Source organism: Prevotella sp. HUN102, assembly GCF_000688375.1.
Lineage (GTDB): Bacteria > Bacteroidota > Bacteroidia > Bacteroidales > Bacteroidaceae > Prevotella.
Genome location: NZ_JIAF01000001.1, coordinates 397,029 through 420,514, shown reverse-complemented (window position 1 = coordinate 420,514; position 23,486 = coordinate 397,029). Strand labels below are relative to the sequence as shown.

Here is a 23,486-nt window from a genome sequence, read left to right as displayed (position 1 = left end):
TACGACAATGATAAGATATTTTCAAAACCGTTTCGCCCTGTCGGAAAAAGGGGCAAAAGACCTGCGGCGAGGAATAGCCTATTCCACATTGCTCAATCTTGCATTGATGTTGCCGCCCACTTACTTGTTTCTGTTCCTTATGGACTGCATCGGAACGGAAACGCAGACACGACAACACACGCTGTGGTTTTACCTGCTCTTGGCGGCGGGACTGGCGGTGATTATGTTCCTCGTGGCCCGGTGGCAGTACGACAGCACTTACACCACCATCTACACCGAAAGCGCACAGCGGCGCATCGGCGTGGCGGAGAAACTGCGCCGCCTGCCACTTGCGTTCTTCGGCGAGCGCAACCTGTCTGACCTCACATCCACCATAATGGAAGACTGCACCATGCTGGAACAGATATTCTCGCATGCCGTACCGCAACTTTTTGCCGCCATGACGAGTGTCATCATTATTGCCGTCGGAATGTTCTGTTACGACTGGCGGCTGGCCGCCGCACTCTTCTGGGTAGTGCCGTTGGGCATAGCCACTCTGTTGCTGTCGCGCCGTAAACTCGGCAGGGCTTTCCAACAGGTCTATGACGTAAAGCGTGGTGTAACCGAACAGGTACAGGAAGGGCTAGAATGTGTGCAGGAAATCAAGTCGTACAATGGTGAAGAGGCATACTGCCACAGTTTTGACCGGCGGCTGAAAGGTTACGAAAAGGAACTGGTCAGCCACGAGTTGGTTGCCGGCACGTTCGTCAACCTCTCCGCCGTGCTGTTGAAGTTAGGCATGCCGTCGGTCATTCTCGTGGGGGCGTGGCTGTTGCAACGGGGCGACGTGTCGATGTTCACCTATCTGGCTTTTCTCATAGCCTCGGCAATGGTGTACAACCCGATTCAGGAGGTGTGCAACAACCTTGCCATACTTGCCTTTCTCGATGTGCGCATCAATCGTGTAAAGGAAATCGACGCGATGCCGGCACAGGAAGGAAGCAGAGAGTTGGAGATAAATAACTACGACATAGAGTTCCGAAACGTGAGTTTCGCCTACGAAACCAAAAAACAGGTACTGAGCAATGTTTCCTTCACCGCCCGCCGGGGAGAGGTTACCGCACTTGTGGGACCATCGGGCGGAGGAAAAAGCACGACGGCCAAACTCGCCGCGCGTTTCTGGGACATTGATAGCGGACAGATACTCATAGGCGGAAGAGATGTTTCCACGATAGATCCTGAAACGCTGCTGAAAAACTACGCCATCGTTTTCCAAGACGTACTGCTTTTCAATGCCTCCATTGCCGACAATATCCGCATTGGCAAGCGCGATGCCACCGACGAGGAAGTGCGTCATGCGGCACGGTTGGCACAGTGCGACGATTTTATCAGTCGCATGCCGCAGGGCTACGACACCGTTATCGGTGAGAACGGTGAAAACCTTTCGGGCGGCGAACGGCAGCGCATCTCCATTGCCCGCGCCCTTCTGAAAGATGCCCCCATTATTCTATTGGACGAAGCCACCGCCAGCCTTGATGCCGAGAATGAAACGAAGATACAGGCAGGTATCTCCGAACTGGTACAGGGTAAAACCGTCATCATCATTGCCCACCGCATGCGCACGGTCCGCAATGCCGACCACATCGTGGTACTCAACGGCGGAACGGTAAGCGAGCAGGGAACACCCGACGAGTTAATGGCAATGAATGGTGAGTTTGCAAGAATGGTGGCCTTACAACAGGAAAATGACAACAAAACAGATATAGCACAATGAAAATCGTAAGAATTAACAGTAAGTTCAGGCAGTTGGCAGAATGGATACTCTGCCACCGCCTTGTGGTGGGTGCGCTGTTCGCAGTCGTCGTCGCCTTCTCGTTCGTGGGAGCGAAACGCATCGTGATGAGAACCTCATTCGACGACTACTTCGTGAGCGATGACCCGATGCTGCTCAAGACCAATGAGTTCAAGTCCATCTTCGGCAACGACTACTATGTAGCGGTGCTGGTGAAGAACAAGGACATCTTCTCACAACGCAGTCTGATACTCATCCGTGAGTTGAGCAACGAACTGAAGGATAGTCTGTCGTATGCCGACAAGGTGACATCGCTCACCGACATCGAGTTTGCCGCAGGCACGGAGGAGGGCATGACCATCGAGCAGATTGTGCCGGACGAGATACCGTTGGACGCCACTTCATTGGCAGAAATCAGACGCAAGGCGTACAGCAAGCCCTATCTGGCAAAGAAGATGGTGTCGACAGACGGCACGATGACATGGATTATGGTAAAACTGCGCCCGTTCCCCGAGGACAGCGTATGGAAGAAGACGAGCAACATTGCCCCCGACATGCTCACGGGCAAGGAGGCCGGGCATATCATCAGCAAGGCGAAGTATGCCGAGCTGTCGCCCAACGCCGCAGGGATGCCTTATTTGGCTTATGAGAAATTTACCTATCTGCAAGGCGAAATGGGACGGTTGTTCCTCTTTGCCTTCATTATCTCCATCATGGTGATGTTCGTCGTAACCCGCTCGCTGCGTGGAGTCGTCGCACCGCTGCTCACTTCCGTCTCCGGACTGCTCATCAGTTTCGGCATTATCGGCTGGACAGGCATTTACATTGACATGACTACGGCGATGATAGGCGTGATACTCACCTTTGCCTGTTCCATCGCCTACAACATCCACTTATATAACTTCTTCAAGACGCGGTTTGTGGAGACGGGCAAGCGCAGGGAGTCTATCAAGGAGGCCGTGGGCGAGACCGGCTGGGGCGTGCTGCTGTCGGGGCTTACCACCGTGGCAGCCATGATGACATTCCTCTCGATGAAGATTGTCCCGATGCAGGCCATCGGCATCAACACCTCGCTCTGTCTGCTGGCCGTGCTGCTCACCTGTCTGCTGCTCACGCCCATTCTGCTGTCGTTCGGCAAGGAACGCAAGCCCGCCATCGACATGTCGAGGAGTTTTGAGGGATTCATCGGCAATCGTTTTGAACGGTTGGGCGGTTTCGTGATGCGCAACCATCGGTCGTTTGTCGTGTCATCGGTCGCTCTGACCATCTTCTGCGGCATCGGGCTCTTCTTCATCGAGCCGGCGTTCGACATCGAGAAGACGATGGGGCGGAAGATACCCTACGTCAAGAAGTTCCTCGACCTGTGCGAGACCGAACTCGGCTCGATGTATGCCTACGACCTCATGATTACCCTGCCGCACGACAACGATGCCAAGAAGCCGGAGAACCTGAAGAAACTCGACCGGCTGGCGGAGACGGCAAGTGACTATAAACTGACGAAACGCCACAACTCCGTTACCGACATCGTGAAGGACATGAACTGCACGCTCAACGGCAACAAGCAGCAATTCTACCGCATCCCCGACGATGCCGACATGGTGGCGCAACTGCTGTTGCTCTACGAGAACGCCGGAGGCACGGAGTCGGAATACTGGATGGACTATGACTACAAGCGGCTGCGCCTGCAAATAGAAATGAAGGACTACAACTCCAACGAAGCCGAAAAGGAGATGAACGCCCTGCAAGCAGAGGCTCGCCGACTTTTCCCCGGCGCGCACATCTCCGTGGTGGGCAATATCCCTCAGTTCACCGTCATGCAGCAGTATGTGGAGCGTGGGCAGATGTGGTCGATGCTCCTCTCGGTGCTGGTCATCGGCGTTATCCTCGTGCTTATCTTCGGCAACTGGAAGGTGGGACTCGTGGGCATGATACCCAATATCGCCCCTGCCATCATCGTGGGCGGCATGATGGGCTGGCTCGACTATCCGCTCGACATGATGACCGCCTCGCTCATCCCGATGGTATTGGGTATCGCCGTCGACGACACCATCCACTTCATCAACCACAGCCATGTGGCATACGACCGATGCGGCAATTACTCGGAAGCCATCAACCGCACGTTCCGCACAGAGGGGCTCGCCATCGTCATGTCCACGGCCATCATCTCGGCAACATTTGCCGGTTTCATCTTCTCCGATGCCACGCAGATGTGCAACTGGGGCATTCTCGCCGTGGCGGGTATGGTGTCGGCATTGCTGGCAGACCTCTTCCTCACGCCTATTCTCTTCAAATACCTGCGGGTATTCGGAAAGGAAAAGCAGGGATAGGGCTTCCATAATGGAAAAAGTGCTGTCGGGATTTTCCGACAATGCTTCCGCAAAAGAAAAATAACATATAAATCCTATAAAATAAAAGAAAAATGAAAAGAATATCAACGATTATCATGGCTCTGGCGATGGTTTTCGCCGCACAGGCCGCAGAACTGACAGGCCGGGACATCATGCAGAAAGTAAAGAACCGCGCCGACGGCGACACACGCTATGCCACCATTGAAATGACGCTCATTCAGAAAAGCGGGCACAAGCGTATGCGGAAGTTGGAGTCGTGGGCGATGGACGTGGGAAAGGACACAAAGAAAATCATGTTCTTCACCTATCCCGGCGATGTGAAGGGCACGGGCTTCCTCACGTGGGACTATGACAACTCCGTGAAGGTAGACGACAAGTGGCTCTATCTCCCGGCGATGAAAAAGACAAGGCGCATCAGCGGAAAGTCGTCGAAAACCGACTACTTCATGGGCAGCGACTTTACCTACAACGACATGAGCACGCGTAGCGTGGACGAGGAACAGCACAAATTGCTGCGCGAGGAAACATTGGGCGGGCACAAATGCTGGGTGGTGCAGTCGGTACCCAACGACAAAGACGAGATTTATGCGCGCCGCGTCACGTGGATCCGGCAGGACTGCCTGATGGCTGTCAAGGGCGAATACTACGACAAGCTGAACAAGCTGCATCGCCGGCTCACCATCTCCAATATAGAAAAGGTGCAAGGGTTCTGGACTATGCACCTCATGCAGATGGAGAATGTGCAGACGGGGCACAAGACCGTCATTCGTATGGACAACCAGCGGTTCAATGTGAAAGTGTCGCCAAACCTCTTCACCGTTTCCAAACTGGAGAAAGGACTCTGATATGAAACCGTTTAGACTATTCATGCTGCTGCTTGTGCCGATGTTCTCGGCACAGGCATCGGCTCAGGTTGAGACTGACACCGTCGTCGTAGAATCCTCGATAGGCACAAGTCCGGAGACCGTGCCGCCGGAAGAAGCCGACGACAATACCCTGCAAGTGCAGGCAAAGGGATTTCTCGATACCTACCACGCCGTGAGGGCGGAGGGAAAGGCCGATTTGATGGCATCAAGGACCCGTGCACGGGGAGAGGTGAAACTCGAAAAGGGGGCAGCCTCGCTCTTCGTGTCGCTGAACGCCACCTACAACGGCGTGCTGAAAGACCGCACGCGGCTGGAACTGCGCGAGGCATATCTCTCCTATGCGAAGGGAAACCTCGACCTGCGCATGGGGCGGCAGATTATTGTCTGGGGCGTGGCCGACGCACTGCGCGTTACCGACTGCGTGTCGCCGTTCGACTACACCGAGTTTCTCGCACAGGACTACGACGACATCCGCATGCCCGTCAACGCTCTGCGGGCACGGTACACGATTGGCCCGGTCACCATTGAGGCCGTATGCAATCCGATAGTCGATTTCTTCGTGCTGCCGACGGACGAGCGCAATCCGTGGGCCGTGCGGTTGCCGTCAGCACAACTGCCCTATACCATCGACTTGGAAAGCGGAAAACCCGAAAAGCGGATCAGGAACATGGAGTTTGGTGGACGGCTCACGGCAAACTTCAGCGGAGTGGATTTCTCCGTGAGTGCCTTGCGCACATGGAACAAGATGCCTGCCCTTTACCCCGTGCTGTCGGACGACAGACGGTCGCTCCGCATCAACGGCGAGTATCACCGCATGACAATGTTCGGTGCCGACTGCTCGCTCCCCGCCGGTCAGTTCGTCTTTCGTGCTGAAGTTGCCGACTATATAGGTGAGGCGCAGGGGGCGGTTTTAGGAAAGAACACCGCGCGCCGAAACGTCCTCAACACTCTCGTGGGCGCAGACTGGTATCCGGGTGGCGACTGGAACATCAGCATGCAGTATTGCCATCAACACACATCGGGCAACCTTGATGGCCTCTCCGTCTATCGCAACGCCGGACTTGCCACCGCAAGGATCGCAAAGGAAATGCTGCACAACACCTTGAAACTCTCTACCTTCGCCTATATCGACGTTACCAACGGCGGCATCTTCAACCGTCTGTCCGCATCCTATGCCCTCAACGACCAGATGGAACTTACCGCTGGCTACGACTATTTCCATGCCGACAAGGGCAAGTTTGCTATGTATGCGAAGAACTCTGAGGCATGGATAAAAATGAAATATAGTTTTTAACGATATGGGCTTCAACAGAAAAAAGAAGTAATATTCTGAAATTGCTATGTAGAATGTAGTCAGAGTATGGTAATATTTATATCTTCCCCTGACTACATTCCTACTATTTACTTTTCATATCCCGATTTATGCACCTGTAAATCTTTTACATCAAACAAATTTATTCCAATCAAATATTTCTGTTTTCTTTGCATCCTGCATCTTTTTTCTTTTTTTCAGTGGCGTTCCCTGCTCGTCAAGACATTCCCTGAGCAGATTCTCCACCAGCTCCATATTGCCGATTTGAGAGGTCATAAAACCAAACATGTCCGTTTGCCGGATGTTGTATAAGGTCTTTGCAGCCCTGATACAGTTTTCTTCGGAGACATTACCCTGTGCCGTCAGCACATCCGCCACGTTTTTCATATCCTCATAGGTCAGGGCTTCCGAAAAATCAGCATCAGGCTCCGCGCCGACAGGTTCCATCATTTCCCTTTTTTCCTCCTCACTAAGAATGTCGTTGACAGATCCATGCCTGGCAGACAGACTGTTCTCCACCTCATCGTCCGAGATTTCATCGTCTTCACCTATAAAATCCGAAGCAGGAAGCGGTTCACTACGGACCGGTTCGACATCACGCCTCTCAGGATCTTCAAGGTAAACGATCTTTGTCTTGCCGATCACCTCTTCCTCCCTGCCATTAATGGCTTGCGACTGCATCACAGGCTTCCGCCTTTCTTTTTTCATATTGACCATTCGCCTTTTTGCCATTTCACTATGTATCAGTCTTGCCCATGCGATGAGTCTGCCCCATAAGGCGGAGGAACGGCAAAACAGGAAAATCCATAAACGCCACGACAGGTATGCGAAGCACACCGTCTTGACAAAGAGATATAAATACTTTTCCATATTCATAAAGGTTTTGATATTTCACGGTTATACAATTCATTGACCAGTTCCCGGCACTCTTCCAGATGGCGTGTCAGTACATTGTTGACATACCCTGATATGCTGGCATCGGGAGCTATTACCGGCAGGAAACGTCTTATACGCTCATAATTCTCACGGCTGACATAGGTCTGGCTGCGCTGGGTGATATTTCCTGCCGCAAGAAAACGTTCCCTGTATTCCCTCTCTGTATATCGGACTTTATTTCCACTTCCCTCATTGGCTGCCTGAGCAGCATCAGCCTTTGGATTGTTTACGGCCTCGTTCTCTTTTTCCCGGGATTCAGAGGAGTCTGCCTCCCGTCTTTCCCGTACAGTCTCCCTTACAGGCTGCTCCTTGCCAAAGACGGGCAGGTCGCCTGTCATGATTTCCTTCAGGACCTCCTCGTTTACCTCTATCTTTTTCCTTGCCATATCCCTATATCTTGAGTTTTGCAATCACCTCTTCCGCCAGTTCCGCCAAGCCGCTGCCCTTAAGCAGACCAGCCGGCGGAGGCAGCAGCGTGCAGCGGAAAAAACTTCTTCCCTTTATGGAAAGCTCCTTGTCATAACGCCTCGTTTCCGGCACGACAGTATTGAGCACCGTCAGTCCCAGCTGTCTGATGATACCGTTGTAGATGTCGAATATCTCCGTTGAAGCACGCCGGTCCTGCCTGTTCCAGAAGAACAGGATGTCCTTCAGGGGAATATCACTCTTTCCCCTGATATAGTCCAGTACCGTGGTGGAGAAAGCCAGGCTGCTCTGCATCACGATACGGTCAGCAATGATGGGCGTGATGACGTAGTCCATGTTGACAATGGTGCTGAACACCCCCTGTGTGCCCATCGTTCCGGGAAGATCCACGAGGATAATGTCGAAGTCACCGTCCCGGGCAAGCTCGTCGGCAGCCTCCCTTGCCTTGTCGGGCGTCGCACCCACGACGGGATAGGCCTTCTTCCTGATATGCTCCCATTGCCTTACAAGGAGTTGCCGGTAATGTGGATTCTGCTCTATGGCCTGCATGTCCCTCTCCCTCATGCGACACAGGCTGTGCTGCGGGGAATCACAGTCCACCACCGCCACGTTCTTGTCTTTGAGATAATGCAGGTAGCCTGCCAGCAGTACGGTGAAGGCAGACTTTCCCACGCCTCCCTTCTGGTTGCTCAGGGCAACGAATAACGTTTCTTTTTTCATAATCCGTATGTTTTAAGTTGTATGCAGTAATGTGTGTCTGCACCGGTGAATGGCGGAACATATCCATGCCATCAATACTTCCTGTATGAATGTATGACTGTATGAAGGCTTGAACAAGTGGCTTCACACAGGCATGAGCGCACGAAGTCAGTCCTGCACTGATGCATCCATACTGCAAATAAACACAGAAAAAACGACTTTCAGAGTCCTTTTCCGTGTATTGTCGACATATGTCACCATTTGTCATTCCGTTGCATCATTCCGCCTGTTCCGTATTTGATTCCTTACCTGTAACTTTGCCGCCGAAGCGGATTCGTTCCGTCTGACCGTCAAATCCTACCGTGCAGTCCGCATACAGGGCGAAGCACAATTTGACGACAGGAAAATTCATGTTCAAGCGAACATAGCAAGTTGTGTTTTGGGACGCCCGAAATGAATCGGGCATCCCAAAACAACTTGCCGCTCGCCTGGCAGCTCGGGTCCATTCACTCCAAAGTCGTGAATACGCAGACAGACAGAAAAAATATAAAATCGTGAGGTATGACAGAGAAAAACGGCAATGACAGGAAACATAAGGCCGGACGCAAGCGCAAGTCCGACCCTGCCGTATTCCGATACGGCATCAAACTGAATGCGGAGGAGAAAGGGAGGTTTGAGGCACTTTTCCAGAAATCGGGCATGACGCAAAGGGCAAGGTTCATCAAGACCGTGCTGCTTGAAAGGGAACTGAAGGTAGTGAGGATAGACAAGGCCACGATGGACTATTACATCCGATTGACTAATTTCTATCATCAGTTCCAGGCAGTAGGCAACAACTACAACCAGACGGTAAAGGCCGTGAAGAAGAACTTCGGGGACAAGCGTGCGTTCGTACTGCTTCGCAAACTTGAAAAGGCTACTCTCGAACTGGTCATGCTGAGCAGGCAGGTCGTCTCGCTTACGCAGGAATACAGGAACAGATACTTGGACCACACAGAAAATGGTAAATAACATGGTGGTAAAGATTAACAGGGGCGTTTCGCTGTATGGAGCAATCATCTACAATCAGAGAAAAGTGGATGAGGGGACGGCCCGCATCATTCATGGTAACCGTATCATCGCGGATATGGAAGCAGACGGCGGGAACACCCTTCGGAACACCCTGCTGTCCTTTGAGAATTACCTGCTTGCCAACAGGAACACCGAGAAGCCGATATTGCACATCTCCCTCAACCCCACGCCCGAAGACCATCTGACGGATGGGGAGTTCAAGACTCTGGCAGAGGAATATATGCGCAGGATGGGATATGGCGACCAACCCTATGTCGTATATATACATGAGGACATCGAGCGGAGGCATATACACATCGTCTCCACCTGCGTAAAGGAAAACGGGGAGAAGATTTCCGATGCCTATGAATGGAACCGCTCAATGAAGGTCTGCCGGGACCTGGAGGCGGAGTTCGGACTGCAGCAGGTGGCGGACAAGGGAAAGGAACTGCCGGAGCCGTATCTTAAAAAAGCGGACTACCGCGCCGGGGATGTCAAGACGCAGGTGTCGAACATCCTGAAAAGCGTGTTCTCCTCCTACGGCTACCGGTCGTTCGGCGAATACAGTGCCCTGCTGTCCTGCTTCAACATCGACGCAAAGCAGGTGAAAGGAGAGTTTGACGGAAAGCCCTATCGGGGTATCATATATACGGTAACTGACGGGAAGGGAACACCGGCCTGTACCCCGATAAAATCCTCACTCATCGGAGAGCGGTTCGGCTATGATGGCATCGAAAGGCGTATCGCCCGTAACCTGCGTGCCTTCAAGCGGAACGGACGGAAACCGGTGGCAGCCGACAGTATAAGGATTGCCATGCACGGCTGCCGGCACGACAGGGATAAGTTCGCAAGACTGCTGGCCGCCAAAGGCATCGACGTAATCTTCCGTAAAAGCGGGACAGGCCGCATATACGGGGTGACATTCATCGACCACGGGAACAGGGAGGTGTTCAACGGTTCACGGATTGGAAAGGAATGCTCCGCCAACATGTTCGAAAGACTGTTCAATGAACCGACCATAACTACGGATGCAGAGAACCGGGGCACGGCTGAGGGAAACAGCCTTTCGGACGGAATGGATTGGGGAGAGACAATAGAACAGGCTTTCGGACTGTTCAGTTTCGAACCGACCGGCCCTGACCACGAGGAAGAGGCCTTTGCGCGGAGGATGCAAGGGAAAAAGAAGAGGAAACGCCGCTCAAACGGCATCTCATAAATCAAAAAAATACGACCATGCAACAGGAAGATGACTTACGGGGATTGGCAAAGGTCATGGAGTTCATGCGTGCCATCTCTATTATATTCGTAGTGATTCACATTTACTGGTACTGCTATCAGGCTTTTGTGGAACTGAACGTTCAGTTCGGCATCTTTGACAGGATACTGATGAATTTCCAGCGGACCGCAGGGCTGTTCAGGAGCCTGCTCCTTACGAAGGTGTTCGCCCTGATATTCCTCGCCCTGTCCTGCCTGGGGACCAAAGGTGTGAAGAACCGGGAGATGACTTGGGAGAGGATATACGCCGTCTTTCTTCCGGGCCTCGTGCTGTTCTTCATGAACTGGTGGCTGCTTGACCTGCCGCTGCCTGCCGTTACCGTCATGGCACTGTATGCCTCCGTTCTGTCGGCCGGATACATTCTCCTGCTGATGGCGGGCGTCTGGATCAGCCGCATGTTCAGGCATAACCTGATGGAAGACGTGTTCAACACTGCCAACGAGAGTTTCATGCAGGAAACGCGCCTCATGGAGAACGAATACTCCGTAAACCTGCCGACACGCTTCGTCTTTCAGGGCCGGGAGTGGGACGGCTGGATCAATGTGGTAAACCCGTTCCGCGCCACCATCGTGCTCGGCACGCCGGGTTCGGGAAAGAGCTATGCGGTGGTGAACAGCTTCATCAGGCAGCAGATATCCAAGGGATTTGCCGTGTATATCTACGACTATAAGTTCGACGACCTCTCGGTCATCGCCTATAACGAGTTGCTTAGGAACACGGACAAATACAGGGTAAGGCCTGAGTTCTACGTCATCAACTTCGACGACCCGAGACGATCGCACCGCTGCAATCCCATCAATCCCAGGTTCATGTCGGACATCAGCGACGCCTATGAGTCGGCATATACCATCATGCTCAACCTGAACAAGACATGGATACAGAAACAGGGAGATTTTTTCGTGGAGTCGCCGATTATCCTGCTGGCGGCCATCATCTGGTATCTGAGGATATACAGGGACGGGGAATACTGCACCTTCCCCCACGCCATCGAGTTCCTCAACAAGCCGTATGCCGACATCTTCACGATTCTCACCTCCTATCCCTCGTTGGAGAACTACCTCTCCCCGTTTATGGACGCATGGCAGGGCGGCGCGCAGGACCAGCTGCAGGGACAGATAGCATCGGCAAAGATTCCGCTTTCCCGTATGATTTCGCCGCAGCTCTACTGGGTGATGACGGGAGACGACTTCACGCTTGACCTGAACAATCCCGAACATCCGAAAGTCCTGTGCGTGGGCAACAATCCCGACCGCCAGAACATCTACTCCGCGGCGCTGGGGCTGTACAACAGCAGGATCGTGAAGCTCGTGAACAAGAAAGGACAGCTGAAGAGCTCCATCATCATAGACGAGCTTCCCACCATCTACTTCAGGGGCATAGACAATCTGATAGCCACGGCACGAAGCAACAAGGTGGCGGTGTGCTTGGGCTTTCAGGACTTCTCGCAGCTGGCAAGGGACTATGGGGACAAGGAGGCGAAGGTCATACAGAACACGGTAGGCAATGTGTTCAGCGGGCAGGTGGTGGGAGAAACCGCCAAGAACCTTTCCGAACGCTTTGGCAAAATCCTCCAGCAACGGCAGTCGCTTTCCATCAACCGGCAGGATACGTCAACATCCATCAACACGCAGCTTGACTCCCTTATTCCGGCCTCCAAGATAGCAAACCTCTCACAGGGAACGTTCGTCGGCAGTGTGGCCGACAATTTCGGTGAGGAGATAGACCAGAAGATATTCCACTCCAGAATTATCGTGGATACCCAAAAGGTTTCCGATGAGATGAGGGCATACAGGAAGATTCCGGTTATTAATGAGTTCAGGGATGAAGACGGGAATGACATCATGCAGCAGCAGATAGAACGCAATTACAGCAGAATCAAGAAAGATGTGCTGAGGATAATAGAGGATGAAATGGAGCGTATCAAGAACGATCCGGACTTGGCTCACCTGATTCCCAAGGAGGACAAACAGGAAGAATGACGGCTCTTACAATTGAATGGCAGATGGGATGATACGGGAAAATCAGTATAAATACCTATAAATAATGATAGGGCTCCTTGCTTGTTATCAAAAAAAAATTGTATTTTCGCAAAATAATAAAATGTAATTGCTCATGAATTGTTTCAATCATCCACACGAACCAGCTGTGGCACGATGTGTAGATTGTGGCAAGGGGCTGTGTACGGAATGTGCATCCCAATATCGCCCCATCCTCTGCAAGTCATGCTATCAGAGAAGAAAGCGGAACGAGATTCACCGGAGCATCCTCAACCTCGCATTTCTCATAGTCTTGTTTGTCATTGGCTACAAACTTAATTTCCTGTCAACCAAGGAATCTCCCGACAGGCAGTGGATGACAGGCTATCTGCTGATGGCTGTATGGGCAGGCTACATGTTCGTAGAGGATATCATGCCATATAAGATGATGGCAGGGACAGACGGGCAGTGGACGGCATATTATATATTCAAGTTGGCCTTGTTCACCATCGTCGGCTTCTTCATTGCGCCTTTTACGCTGTTATGGGCTGTATTCAGAATCATCAGGGCTTTCTGGAGATAAAATGTTGTTGATAACTTACAATAATCACTTCGCAAAGACAACACTATTGTTGTTTCTGCAATAGTAGAAAAAATTCTTAAGCGAGCAAACTATGAAGGTAACAAGATTTTGCACAAACTTTGCACAAACAGTTTACACCCTTGCTATGGTGATGACAATAAACTTGATGCTGGCAGCCTGTTCGAATGATGATAAAGACGAGGCACCGCCCGTTCCGGATGGCATGGTGATGACCACTGCTGCACCGGTGGGCGAAGAGATTCAGTTTCTTTTTGCCAAAGACGATGAACCTTTGGTAAAGGGTGCTACTGAGGTAAGGCGTGAATGGGAGCATATGTCTCTTAGAACGTATAGGGTAGTGACCCAAACCATCACGATTACGGGGAGGGTTACACATCTTGAATGCTACGGAATAAAATTGACCCGCTTGGACGTAAGAGGAAACAAACACCTAAAGACCTTGAGGTGCGGATATAATCTGCTGACTTCCCTGAACGTAAATGGCTGTGTGCAGTTGGAGTATTTGGATTGTTCCGCCAACCAACTGACTTTGCTCAACGCAAGTGCTTGTACGCGGTTGAAAGCCGTTACTTGTTTTAAGAACAGGCTCACCTATGAAAGCGTGAAACTGCCTAAAGTCGGGAATGGTACACTCATGTTCAAGAACACGAAAGAAGGCGACACGCAGAAACTTACACCGACTCAGGTGACTGAACTTAAAAAGAAAGGCTGGAAAGTAGAGCAATGGAGATGGAATAATGAAGACTATCCCGGAGAGTAGAGGGGCATCATCCGAAAGTCCATAATCGCCCTCTCACACAAACGAGAGGGGATAGACTGGTTTCCGCCACTTTCGGACACTCCTCCAAAGTGAGAGAGGTTAAAACTTGATTGACTACAGGTTAGACATCTCTCCTTTTTCATGTAGATTCTTGTGCATCACTCAACAATGATAATGCAATAGAAATCAGATACTGCTTTATTGTCTATTATCAGTGTCATTGCAATTACAGACTCCTATATGATTCTCGCTTCGATTAAAGCAAGCCTGTCATATATAGAGGAAGGTAGACGATGCCGTCTTCCGCTTTAATGTCGCCGTCATGGAGAACATAGGGAGTGGCAAGGTAATTGCCGTATTTCCTCATGCACTTGCGCAGGGAGGTCAGCGTATAGCCCTTGCCCGACTTCACCTCTATGGGGGAAATGTTGTGCTTGCTTGTAATCCTTGACTTGGCTATGAGAAAATCTATCTCCATGCGGTTCTCCGCATTCTCATTGTCCGACTGCGAGAAGAAATACAGGTTGTGCCCGCTTGAACGGAGCATCTGTGCAACTAAATTTTCAACGAGCATGCCCCTGTTGATTTCAAGCTTGCCCAGCAGCAGTTTGGTGTATATCTCCTGTGCTACGATGCCGCGCTCGTCAAAGGCGTGGCTGACGAGAAGCCCCGTGTCCGCCATGTAGCACTTGAGCGTGGTGCGCTCGTCGTTGAGCCGCAGGCCGATGCTCGGCTCGGTGGTGTTGAAGCAGCAGTTCACGATCTTTGCCTCGCTCAGCCACACGAACGCCGACTCGTATTCCCTCATGCGCGCGGACGTGGATATGGAGGAAAGCCTGAACTTCTTCTCATGCCGCTGCAGCTGTCCCGGAATCCCGTCAAAGATGGACACCACCTTTATCTCGTCATTGTCGGCATACTGGTGAATGTCGTTCCGGTAAAGCGTCAGTATGTCGCGCTTGGTCTCGTCCACCGAGTCGAAATCCTTTGTAGCGGCATACTTTGCCACCGCCTGCGGCATTCCCCCCACAATCATGTACAGACGCAGCCATTCCATCGCCTTGCGGTGGATGGGCCCCATCGGGGCTTTCCTCTCAAAGCAATCCCTTATGTATGGCGCCAGCATTTCCTCGCCCATTGCCCACAGGAACTCCTCGAAGTCCATCGGGTGCATCTGTACGGTGTGTTCCTCGCTGGGTATGACAATCCCCTTTGAGTTCTTCCTGATACTCACCAGCGAGCCGGTCTCTATGTAGTCATAGCGGCCGTCCTTGACAAGGTACTTGATGGCGGCGCGCGCCTTGGGATAGAGCTGCACCTCGTCAAAGACGATGAGCGACCTGCGCTCCGTCAGCCTGACGCCCGTCTTCAGCTGAAGCAGTTGGAAAAACCGGTCAAGCTGCGGGAGGTACTGCTCGAATATGTCCATCGTCTCCGCATCTATATGGTTGAAATCGACGATGATGTACGATTCATATTCCCTTCTTGCAAATTCCTCGACGATATAGCTTTTCCCCACACGGCGCGCACCTTCTATCATCAGTGCCGTCTCACCCTGTCTCCTGTCCTTCCATTCAAGGAGAGTCTGGTATATCTTACGCTTCATCATAAGCATTTATCACGTTTTTGAGATTCAATTATGTGCAAATATACACGTTTTTGAGGAATAAAGCAAGAAAAATATCACGTTTTTGAAAAAACACCTTGCCGGCTTCGCCAGCCATGTCCCTTTTTAAAGATAACCCGGAAAGTGGTATCGGAGCATTCGGGGCCACAAGGGTTTTTCGGCAAAAAATGCCCTGCGGGATTTTTTACCGAAAAAAACGCTCCGATACCACTCTTCCGAGTTGATTGTCTTGTCGGGACATAGCAGGCGTAGCCGACCGATGACGCATAGAACGGTCAAGGAAAAACACATAGGGGATATGTTATGCTCATTTCACTATCTCCCCAACCATTCAGGAAACACTGTCATCAGCCAACGAAGCCCGCTCCTGTCCCTACAAGCCGAATGAAGGGGGACAAAAGCGGCCCACCTCGCAAATCTGCATATTTTCCAGTTCTTCTCCCTGCCTTTTCATTCCCCTTTCCCTTTCCTTTCCATTCTTCTTTCCCCATGTTCCCCAATGTTGCCAATGCAACGCAATGACATACGATGACACGGATAGCCATCTGTTTGTAAACCAGTATTTTATACGGCATAAAGGTGTATATTTGCAGCGACATCCATTATTTATCAACCAATAAAAGCAACAAGTATGGCAAAGCAAAGCATCAGGGCGGAAACACCCTCAAAACCGGTAACGGAGAACGAGCAGTTGAGTGACATCGTGTTCATACTCGACAAGATGGAACTTATACTCCGGGCAGTCTCAAAACTCGACAGGAACGGCAGGTATGAGACCGTACCCGCCGACGCGAAACACGGGAACTCCTTTCTGAAAGTGGACCGTTATGCGGACATCTTCGAGAATTTCTTCAAGAACTTCTGGAGCCAGGTCAGGGACCCGGCACGCTTCGGCATCCTCTCCGTCAGGGACAGGCACCTGAAAAAGCCGGAAGTCCGGCAGGCCATAGAGGACCTTGCCAACGGCCGGAAGACCGATGCCGTGGAAGATTTCCTGAAGAAATACGAGGTAACCCCAAAAAACAAGGAAAAGGAACAAAGTACAAAACCAAAAACAGAAGAAGAAATGGCAAAGAAAAATCCAGAACCACAGACACAGGCGCAGACAGCGGCCGCCACTACGGCATCCCCGCTGCGCTACAACGAATCGATGATCAACTGGGAGGAGCTCAAGAACTTCGGCCTCTCGCGCGAGTACCTGCAGGAGAGGGGGCTGCTGGAGCAGATGCTCAAAAGCTATAAGACCAGCAAGACAGTCTCCATCTCCATGAATTTCGGGGCTGCCGTGCTACGTGCCGATGCCCGCCTCTCGTTCCAGCAGTCCGCCAACGGCCCCGTCGTGCTCGGAATACACGGCATACGCGCCAAACCCGACCTCGACCGCCCCTTCTTCGGGCACATCTTCTCGGAAGAGGACAAGGAGAACCTGCTTGAAAAGGGCAACATGGGACGCGTGGTGGAGCTCAAGACCCGCAACGGGGAATACGTCCCCTCCTTCATCAGCCTTGACAGGCTCACCAACGAGGTGGTGGCGATGAAGGCCGAGAATGCCTACATTCCCGATGAAATCAAGAAGGTGAAACTCACCGAGCAGGAGAAGAACGACCTGAAGGAGGGCAAGGCCGTCTACATCGAGGGCATGACGGCCAATTCCGGCAAGGAGTTCAACGCCTATATCCAGTTCAGCGCGGAACGGAGGGGCATAGAATACATCTTCGAGAACGACCGCCTGTTCAACCGCCAGGAACTCGGAGGCGTGAAGCTCACCGACCAGCAGGTGGCGGACCTGAATGCCGGGAAAGCCATCTTCGTGGAGGACATGAAGCGCACCGACGGCGAGTATTTCTCGGCATTCGTCAAGCTCGACGAGGCGAGCGGGCGTCCCGCCTATACGAGATACAACCCCGACTCTCCGGAGGGCGACAGGGAAATCTACATCCCCAAGGAGATCAACGGCGTTCCGCTCACCGCGGAGGACCGCCAGGACCTGCGTGAGGGCAAGGTCATCTTCCTCAAGGACATGGTCACCCGCAAGGGCGAGGAATTCTCATCCTTCATCAAGGCAGACCTGGAGACGGGCCGTCTCAGCTACTCGCGCACGCCCGACGGCTTCGAGCAGCGTGAGAACTTCAAGATCCCGGCAGAAATATGGGGCGTCACCCTCTCCGCCACCCAGAGGGCGGGGCTGCAGGACGGCAAGGCCGTGCTGGTAGAGGGTATGAAAGGATTTGACGGAAAGACCTTCGCGCAGTACGTCAAGGTGAATCCCTACCAGGGCAAGCTCGACTACTACAACGAGAATCCGGACCGCAACAAGAACGCCTCCCAGCGCAATGTGGTGGCGGAGGCGCAGAAGAAGGCACAGGAGCAGAAGAAAGAGCCCAAGAAGTCAAGGGGAAAGAAAGTCTCATGACGGCCCTCCCCTGAACAAAATGTAAGTTAGGACACAAAAAATCAGTCAAGATTATGGAAAAGAAAATCAACATACCATTCAAGGTGGAAGAAGTGGACTGGAGGGAACTCGCAGTCATAGGCATAAGAAAGGAAGACATAAAAAAGCAGGGTGAGCTCGACACGCTCCTCAGCGGCGAGCAGACCGGCGTCGTCACGCTCAGCCTCGTGCTGTTCGGCGTTGACGTGGTCATGGACGCCACGCTCCGGCTGGTAAGGAAGGACGGTGCGCCGCTGCTTGAGGTCAACGGCGTGAAGAATGCCAGGATAGCGTAGACAGACCATGTTCAACCGACCGTTTCCCCTTCCGTGCGAACAGTGGGGAACGGTCCTAATTTCATATTCGACTATGATAGCCATCATCGCAGAGAAACCGAGCGTGGGACAGGACATCGCCCGCGTGGTCGGAGCAGCAAGAAAGAAGGAAGGATACAGGGAAGGGAACGGATATGCCGTCACATGGGCGTTGGGGCATCTCATCTCCCTGGCAATGCCCGAGGCATACGGCCATACGGGGGACGGGAAACAGGAACTGCCCGTCGTGCCGGATGATTTCCGGCTGGCCGTCAGGCAGGTCAGGACCGACAGGGGGATGATCACCGACCTGGCTGCCGCCAAGCAGCTGAGAATCATAGAAAAAGTGTTCGGCAGGTGTGAGAGCATCATCGTCGCCACGGATGCCGGACGTGAGGGTGAGCTCATCTTCAGACTTATTTATGATTACCTGAAGCCCGGCAAGCCTTTCAGGCGGCTCTGGATTTCCTCGCTCACCGACGAGGCGATACGCGGCGGGCTTGCCCGTCTCAGGGACGGACACGAATACGACAGCCTGTATGATGCCGCCTTCTGCCGCGCCAAGGCCGACTGGCTCGTCGGCATGAACGCCAGCCGTGCGCTCGGAGCCGTCTCAGGGACGGCAAACAATTCCATCGGACGCGTGCAGACACCCACGCTTGCCATGATATGCTCACGGTACAGGGAAAACAGGGAGTTTGTCCCCACGCCTTACTGGATGCTGCATGTCACGCTGAAAAAGGATGGAGACCACCGCATTTTCCGTCATACTGAAAAAATCAGGGACAGGCAGGCGGCAGAGCGGGCATATTCCCGAATCTGTGGAGGTACGGTTGCCACCATTACAAGAATTGAGCGGCAGCCGGCAGAGCAGGCGCCTCCGCTGCCTTATGACCTCACCGCATTGCAGAAGGACTGCAATGCCCTGCACGGCTTTACCGCGGAGAAGACGCTGGAAATTGCCCAGTCACTCTATGAACGCAAGATTATTTCCTATCCGAGGACGGGAAGCCGCCATATTCCGCAGGATGTCATGGCGGAAATTCCCACCCTGCTGGGGAAAATCATCAGGAAAAAGGAATTCAGGGAATACGGGAAGTCCTTCGACCTGACGGAACTCAACATGCGCTGCGTGGACGACACGAAGATGACCGACCACCATGCGCTCATCACCACGGGTGTCACACCCGTGGACCTTACCGGGGAAGAACTGACGGTCTACATGATGATAGCGGGACGCATGCTGGAGGCCTTCTCTCCTCCGTGCAGGAGAGAGAATCTCTTGATGGAGGCGGAATGTGCCGGGCTTGTTTTCCGCTCATGCACCTCCGTGGTGTTGAATCCCGGCTGGCGCGGTGTCTTTTCAAAAGCGGAAGACCGCACGGATGGAGAAACGGAGCCCAATGACGGAACGGCAGTCTTCCGGTCCGGGGAGAGGATTCCTGTCTCAGGCAGTGGAATCGTCCGGGGAAAGACCCTTCCGAAACCGCTCCATACCGAGGCGACGCTGCTTGCCGCCATGGAAGCCTGCGGAAAGGACATCGCCGACGGGGAGGCAAGGGAAGCCATCAGGGAGCTCGGCATAGGCACGCCCGCGACGAGGGCGTCCATCATTGAGACACTCATCAGGCGGGGCTATGTCTCACGCTCGGAGAAGAATATCATCCCCACGGAAAAGGGTATGTTCCTTTACAATGCCGTCAGGGACATGCGCGTGGCGGATGCGGAGCTGACCGGGACGTGGGAGAAGAAACTCCTGCAGATAGAGCGGCGCACCCTGACAGGGGAAAGCTTCATGCGGGAGATCGGCGACTATACCCGTCAGATTACCCGGGACGTACTCGGCATCCGCTTTCCCGCGATAAGGGAAAAGACCTTTCCGTGCCCCAGATGCCGGAAGGGCAATGTCGCCATCCGCGGCAAGGCCGCCAAGTGCGACTGTGGGGAGTGCGGCTTTGTCCTGTTCAGGAAGTTCCTGAATAAGGAACTGACCGACTTTCAGATGACAGAGCTTCTGACAAAGGGAGAGACCGGAGTGATAAAAGGCTTGAGAGGAAAGAACGGGAAGACGTTCGACGCCACCCTTTCATTGGGGAGCGGACAGGAAATAACCCTTGCATTCCCCAAGAGGACCAAGGGTAAAAGAGGCAGTGGCATGCCCGTTGCCTGAGCAGGACAAAAGATGCGGATTTCATGAAGCCGTCCCACGATGGGGCGGCTTTTTTCGTTTCAGCAGGTCTTCCATACCGAAAGCAGAAAACGGAAACTTCTCCGGCAGTCCGTCGGGAACTACAGGGCAAAGTTGGCAAATGGCCCTCTCGGACGGCAAGGTCAGGCCTCACGGTTTGCGAAAAAATCATCCTCGCCCTGCGGGCTTTCGGTATTTTTCCGCAAAACCTTGCCTTACCGCGGCACATTTGCCGCCAAGGCCCTCGTAGTTCACGACAGGCTGCCAAAGCCTGAATATTCAAATTTAAAACATAAGATTATGGAACAGAACATCATGACAGGAACATGGAGTACAGCCTCCATCAGAAAACAACCGGCCGAGGAAGCCAGCCCGGCGCTGACAGCGGAGATGTCATCCGGCCGGACAACAGGACCGGTACCAATCTCCGCACTGCTTGACCCTATCAGGAGAATCATCCGGCATCCAGACAGAAACAGGCTGCTGGCGGAATACTTCAGGCAGCAGCGTGATGCTTAGACACTTTTTTAACAATCTAAAATTACAGAATTATGTTTTTTACATCAATCCATCAAATGATGACGGAAGCGGTGGATCTCACGCTCGTCATCCGCAAGTCCGACAACGGACTGACAGTATCCGTATTGCCAAAGTCCAACTCCCTGAAGGACGAGGCGCAGAACCACATCGTGCCATTGACCGTCAGCGGACAGCCCCAGGAGCTTGACGCGGATTTCATCAGGGCAATCGGCCAGCCGGTGCAGAGGGTTGCCGGGCTGATAACCAATATGAAGGAGTTCGAGCGGCAGGCCGACAAGGCAGCCGCCAACAGCAAGGCCGCCAAAGAGGCGAAATCCAAGGAGACCAAGGAAGAAAGGGAAAAGCGCGAGAAATGTGAGAAATACCTCAAAAAGGCAGACGAGCTTATCGCCGCGAAGAAACACTCGGAAGCCCTTGCAGCCCTCAAGCAGGCAAGGACGTTTGCCAAGCCTCAGGAATTGCAGTCCATAGACGAGAAAATCGAGGCACAGAAGAAGGAACTCAGCCGTGGAAGCCTGTTTGACATGTCGGCAGAGCCGGAAACGGTGGAAAATGCACAGCCGGCCGCTCCACAGGCACAGCAACAGCCGGTACAGCAAGACGCTCAGCAGCCACAGGCAGTACAACAGGTGGCAATGCCGCAGCAACCGGCACCCGCTCCGCAAGCCATGCCAATGCAGCAGAATCCCCCTGTCCAGCAACAGCCGTACCCACAGCCGGTTCCACAACCCGCATACCCGCAACAGCCGGCACAGGGCCAGCCGATGCAGAATCAATATCCTATATATGCCCAGCCCGTGGTGAACGGCCAGCAGGCATATCCCGACAGCAGGCAGCAGGGCTATGTGCAGCAACCGACAGAGTTCATGCAGCCGCAGGCATCGGAAGACATACGGCGCTATGCCGAACAGGGATATGACCCGGGAGAATATGCCGGCTATCCGGACTTTCCGACCTCCATGCTAAACAGACACACAGTTCAACAATCTCAAATCATATAAGACTATGGCACTCGAAATCAAAGGAATGAAGAGAACATTCAAGTTCAGGAAAGGCAGTGAGAACATCACACTCAAAGATCCCGACGGCAGCTACAGCCCCGACATGGTCATGAGCTACTATGCCAACATCTATCCGGAGCTGACGACGGCGACGGTACACGGCCCAAGCATCAGTGATGACAAAGCCGAGTATGAGTTCAAGACGACCATCGGTGTAAAAGGATGAGCAATGGAAAATGATAACGAACGTAAAAACAGTGAATCATGTACACTTCTGGATATACATCAGCAAGACGCACTCGCGAGGCTCATAGTCTATTCGCTGAGGCAAAGCCACCGATTCCAGACAGGAAGACAAGAAAGAATTACGGCACCTCCGGGTGCTGTAATCCTTTTCTGAATGTCAGGTATAAACCCATTGCACCCGGATTCCTGAACAGGGAATGGGGAGACAGAACCTATAATCTCATCACGCAGGAAAACTACCTTTTCCTGCGTGAATCTTTTTACCGCTATGCGGAACTGCTGGGAAAGAAGGCCGTACACCGACGGAGAACGTCATTGACAGAAAGCATCTGCCATCTGTACTATGAGATGGAAAACCTGCTTGACGGCGATGTCAATGTCAATATCGAGCACAAGGAGGGCAGGATGTATTTCAACCTGTGGAAAACTCACAAATGGGGAGAATACACCCTTTATTATTTCCCGGTCAAGTTCGTGGAGAAACTGCGACCGCCGTTCAGACGGCTCTGCATATCGTTTCTTCACCGGCTGATGGAAGGAAACAGGATTGAGTCCATTCTCCATGCGGATGACACCGAAATGATTATTACCTGCCTTCAGGACTCTGAAATGAACGGATATGAAAAGGAAGAGCGGAAGGAAACGGACAGGTTCCTCCGCTCTTTCCAAGAAGGAAAGGCACACAGGCTGCTGCGACGGGTGGAAGGCAAATCCTACCACAGGAACATAGTCCGGGCCCTACAGCGTTATGTCCCGCAAAATGAAGACGAGCGTCTGTTGCTTGACTCGATGAAGGAGGGATGTGAGTTCCTGTTTCCGCGAAAGGCCCTCATGGATTATCAATACGATCCTTTCTATGAGGAAGAGCCGGAGTTTCTTCCGATGCCGTTGCAGTCGCAGGTCAGGGTGGTCTATGACACGGACGACATCATATCCGAGGCTCTGGTAAACGATTACAACTATAATGAGCCGTACTCGTACAGCATTGTCCCTACGGAGACACTCGCCCTTTCTCCCGACACGGAGAAGCCTTTCACGATGGATGACGACTATCCGGAGAGGTTTTTCCAATGGGCGGATTCTTTTATCGACATCACTGCAAATAATTAAATACA

At 52.7% G+C, this 23,486-nt stretch carries 20 protein-coding genes; 16 read left to right on the top strand and 4 right to left on the bottom strand.

The window, feature by feature from the left end; all coding sequences use genetic code 11:
* Positions 1 to 7: 7 nt before the first annotated feature.
* From P150_RS0101930 to P150_RS0101915, 4 genes are all read left to right on the top strand, one after another.
* Positions 8 to 1,753, top strand: coding sequence for an ABC transporter ATP-binding protein (locus P150_RS0101930; protein ID WP_028896255.1), 1,746 nt, complete (start codon positions 8 to 10; stop codon positions 1,751 to 1,753).
* Positions 1,750 to 4,098 (top strand): RND family transporter, encoded by a 2,349-nt coding sequence (locus P150_RS0101925; RefSeq protein ID WP_028896254.1) that lies wholly within the window; start codon positions 1,750 to 1,752, stop codon positions 4,096 to 4,098. Before P150_RS0101930 ends, P150_RS0101925 begins: the two co-directional genes overlap by 4 nt.
* A 92-nt stretch (positions 4,099 to 4,190) precedes the next feature.
* On the top strand, positions 4,191 to 4,964 hold the full coding sequence (locus tag P150_RS0101920) for an outer membrane lipoprotein-sorting protein (RefSeq protein ID WP_028896253.1): 774 nt from the start codon (positions 4,191 to 4,193) through the stop codon (positions 4,962 to 4,964).
* Between the two features lies 1 nt (position 4,965).
* Positions 4,966 to 6,279: a DUF1302 family protein gene (locus tag P150_RS0101915; protein ID WP_028896252.1), complete on the top strand. Its 1,314-nt coding sequence runs from the start codon at positions 4,966 to 4,968 to the stop codon at positions 6,277 to 6,279.
* A 150-nt stretch (positions 6,280 to 6,429) separates the two neighbouring features.
* Here the strand turns inward: P150_RS0101915 and P150_RS0101910 are convergent, their stop codons facing one another.
* Genes P150_RS0101910 through P150_RS0101900 form a run of 3 tightly spaced genes read right to left on the bottom strand, consistent with a single transcriptional unit; the run spans position 6,430 to position 8,379 of the window.
* The gene (locus P150_RS0101910; protein ID WP_051617432.1) at positions 6,430 to 7,173 is read right to left on the bottom strand and encodes a DUF4122 family protein; all 744 of its coding nucleotides are present in this window, start codon (positions 7,171 to 7,173) and stop codon (positions 6,430 to 6,432) included.
* On the bottom strand, positions 7,170 to 7,619 hold the full coding sequence (locus tag P150_RS0101905; RefSeq protein ID WP_028896250.1) for a DUF3408 domain-containing protein: 450 nt from the start codon (positions 7,617 to 7,619) through the stop codon (positions 7,170 to 7,172). Before P150_RS0101905 ends, P150_RS0101910 begins: the two co-directional genes overlap by 4 nt.
* A gap of 4 nt (positions 7,620 to 7,623) precedes the next feature.
* Positions 7,624 to 8,379, bottom strand: a complete 756-nt coding sequence (locus P150_RS0101900) for a ParA family protein (protein WP_028896249.1) — start codon at positions 8,377 to 8,379, stop codon at positions 7,624 to 7,626.
* A 540-nt stretch (positions 8,380 to 8,919) separates the two neighbouring features.
* Between P150_RS0101900 and mobA the strand changes: the two genes are divergently transcribed.
* From mobA to P150_RS0101870, 5 genes are all read left to right on the top strand, one after another.
* Positions 8,920 to 9,369, top strand: coding sequence for a conjugal transfer protein MobA (mobA, locus tag P150_RS0101890; protein WP_028896248.1), 450 nt, complete (start codon positions 8,920 to 8,922; stop codon positions 9,367 to 9,369).
* Position 9,370: 1 nt separating this feature from the next.
* On the top strand, positions 9,371 to 10,624 hold the full coding sequence (mobB, locus tag P150_RS0101885) for a conjugal transfer protein MobB (protein WP_028896247.1): 1,254 nt from the start codon (positions 9,371 to 9,373) through the stop codon (positions 10,622 to 10,624).
* A gap of 17 nt (positions 10,625 to 10,641) precedes the next feature.
* Entirely contained in the window at positions 10,642 to 12,663 is a 2,022-nt protein-coding gene (gene mobC / locus P150_RS0101880) for a conjugal transfer protein MobC (RefSeq protein WP_028896246.1), read from the top strand.
* A gap of 166 nt (positions 12,664 to 12,829) precedes the next feature.
* Positions 12,830 to 13,243, top strand: coding sequence for a hypothetical protein (locus P150_RS0101875; RefSeq protein ID WP_231477559.1), 414 nt, complete (start codon positions 12,830 to 12,832; stop codon positions 13,241 to 13,243).
* 91 nt (positions 13,244 to 13,334) lie between these two features.
* Positions 13,335 to 14,024 (top strand): leucine-rich repeat domain-containing protein, encoded by a 690-nt coding sequence (locus P150_RS0101870; protein ID WP_155952891.1) that lies wholly within the window; start codon positions 13,335 to 13,337, stop codon positions 14,022 to 14,024.
* A 256-nt stretch (positions 14,025 to 14,280) separates the two neighbouring features.
* Here the strand turns inward: P150_RS0101870 and P150_RS0101865 are convergent, their stop codons facing one another.
* The gene (locus tag P150_RS0101865) at positions 14,281 to 15,633 is read right to left on the bottom strand and encodes an ATP-binding protein (protein WP_081819264.1); all 1,353 of its coding nucleotides are present in this window, start codon (positions 15,631 to 15,633) and stop codon (positions 14,281 to 14,283) included.
* A 649-nt stretch (positions 15,634 to 16,282) separates the two neighbouring features.
* Here P150_RS0101865 and P150_RS0101855 point away from each other — a divergent pair.
* From P150_RS0101855 to P150_RS0101825, 7 genes are all read left to right on the top strand, one after another.
* Positions 16,283 to 18,064: a DUF3945 domain-containing protein gene (locus P150_RS0101855; protein WP_028896241.1), complete on the top strand. Its 1,782-nt coding sequence runs from the start codon at positions 16,283 to 16,285 to the stop codon at positions 18,062 to 18,064.
* Between the two features lie 53 nt (positions 18,065 to 18,117).
* On the top strand, positions 18,118 to 18,378 hold the full coding sequence (locus tag P150_RS0101850; RefSeq protein WP_028896240.1) for a DUF4099 domain-containing protein: 261 nt from the start codon (positions 18,118 to 18,120) through the stop codon (positions 18,376 to 18,378).
* A gap of 73 nt (positions 18,379 to 18,451) precedes the next feature.
* Positions 18,452 to 20,566 carry a type IA DNA topoisomerase gene (locus tag P150_RS0101845; protein WP_028896239.1) on the top strand — a complete coding sequence of 705 codons (2,115 nt, stop codon included), beginning with the start codon at positions 18,452 to 18,454 and terminating at the stop codon, positions 20,564 to 20,566.
* 318 nt (positions 20,567 to 20,884) lie between these two features.
* On the top strand, positions 20,885 to 21,103 hold the full coding sequence (locus P150_RS18170; protein WP_036932015.1) for a hypothetical protein: 219 nt from the start codon (positions 20,885 to 20,887) through the stop codon (positions 21,101 to 21,103).
* Positions 21,104 to 21,135: 32 nt separating this feature from the next.
* A complete protein-coding gene (locus tag P150_RS0101835) occupies positions 21,136 to 22,125 on the top strand; it encodes a PRTRC system protein E (protein ID WP_028896238.1) in 990 nt (329 codons plus the stop codon).
* Positions 22,126 to 22,129: 4 nt separating this feature from the next.
* A complete protein-coding gene (locus P150_RS0101830; protein ID WP_028896237.1) occupies positions 22,130 to 22,351 on the top strand; it encodes a PRTRC system protein C in 222 nt (73 codons plus the stop codon).
* Between the two features lie 38 nt (positions 22,352 to 22,389).
* A complete protein-coding gene (locus P150_RS0101825; RefSeq protein ID WP_028896236.1) occupies positions 22,390 to 23,481 on the top strand; it encodes a hypothetical protein in 1,092 nt (363 codons plus the stop codon).
* Positions 23,482 to 23,486: the final 5 nt, after the last annotated feature.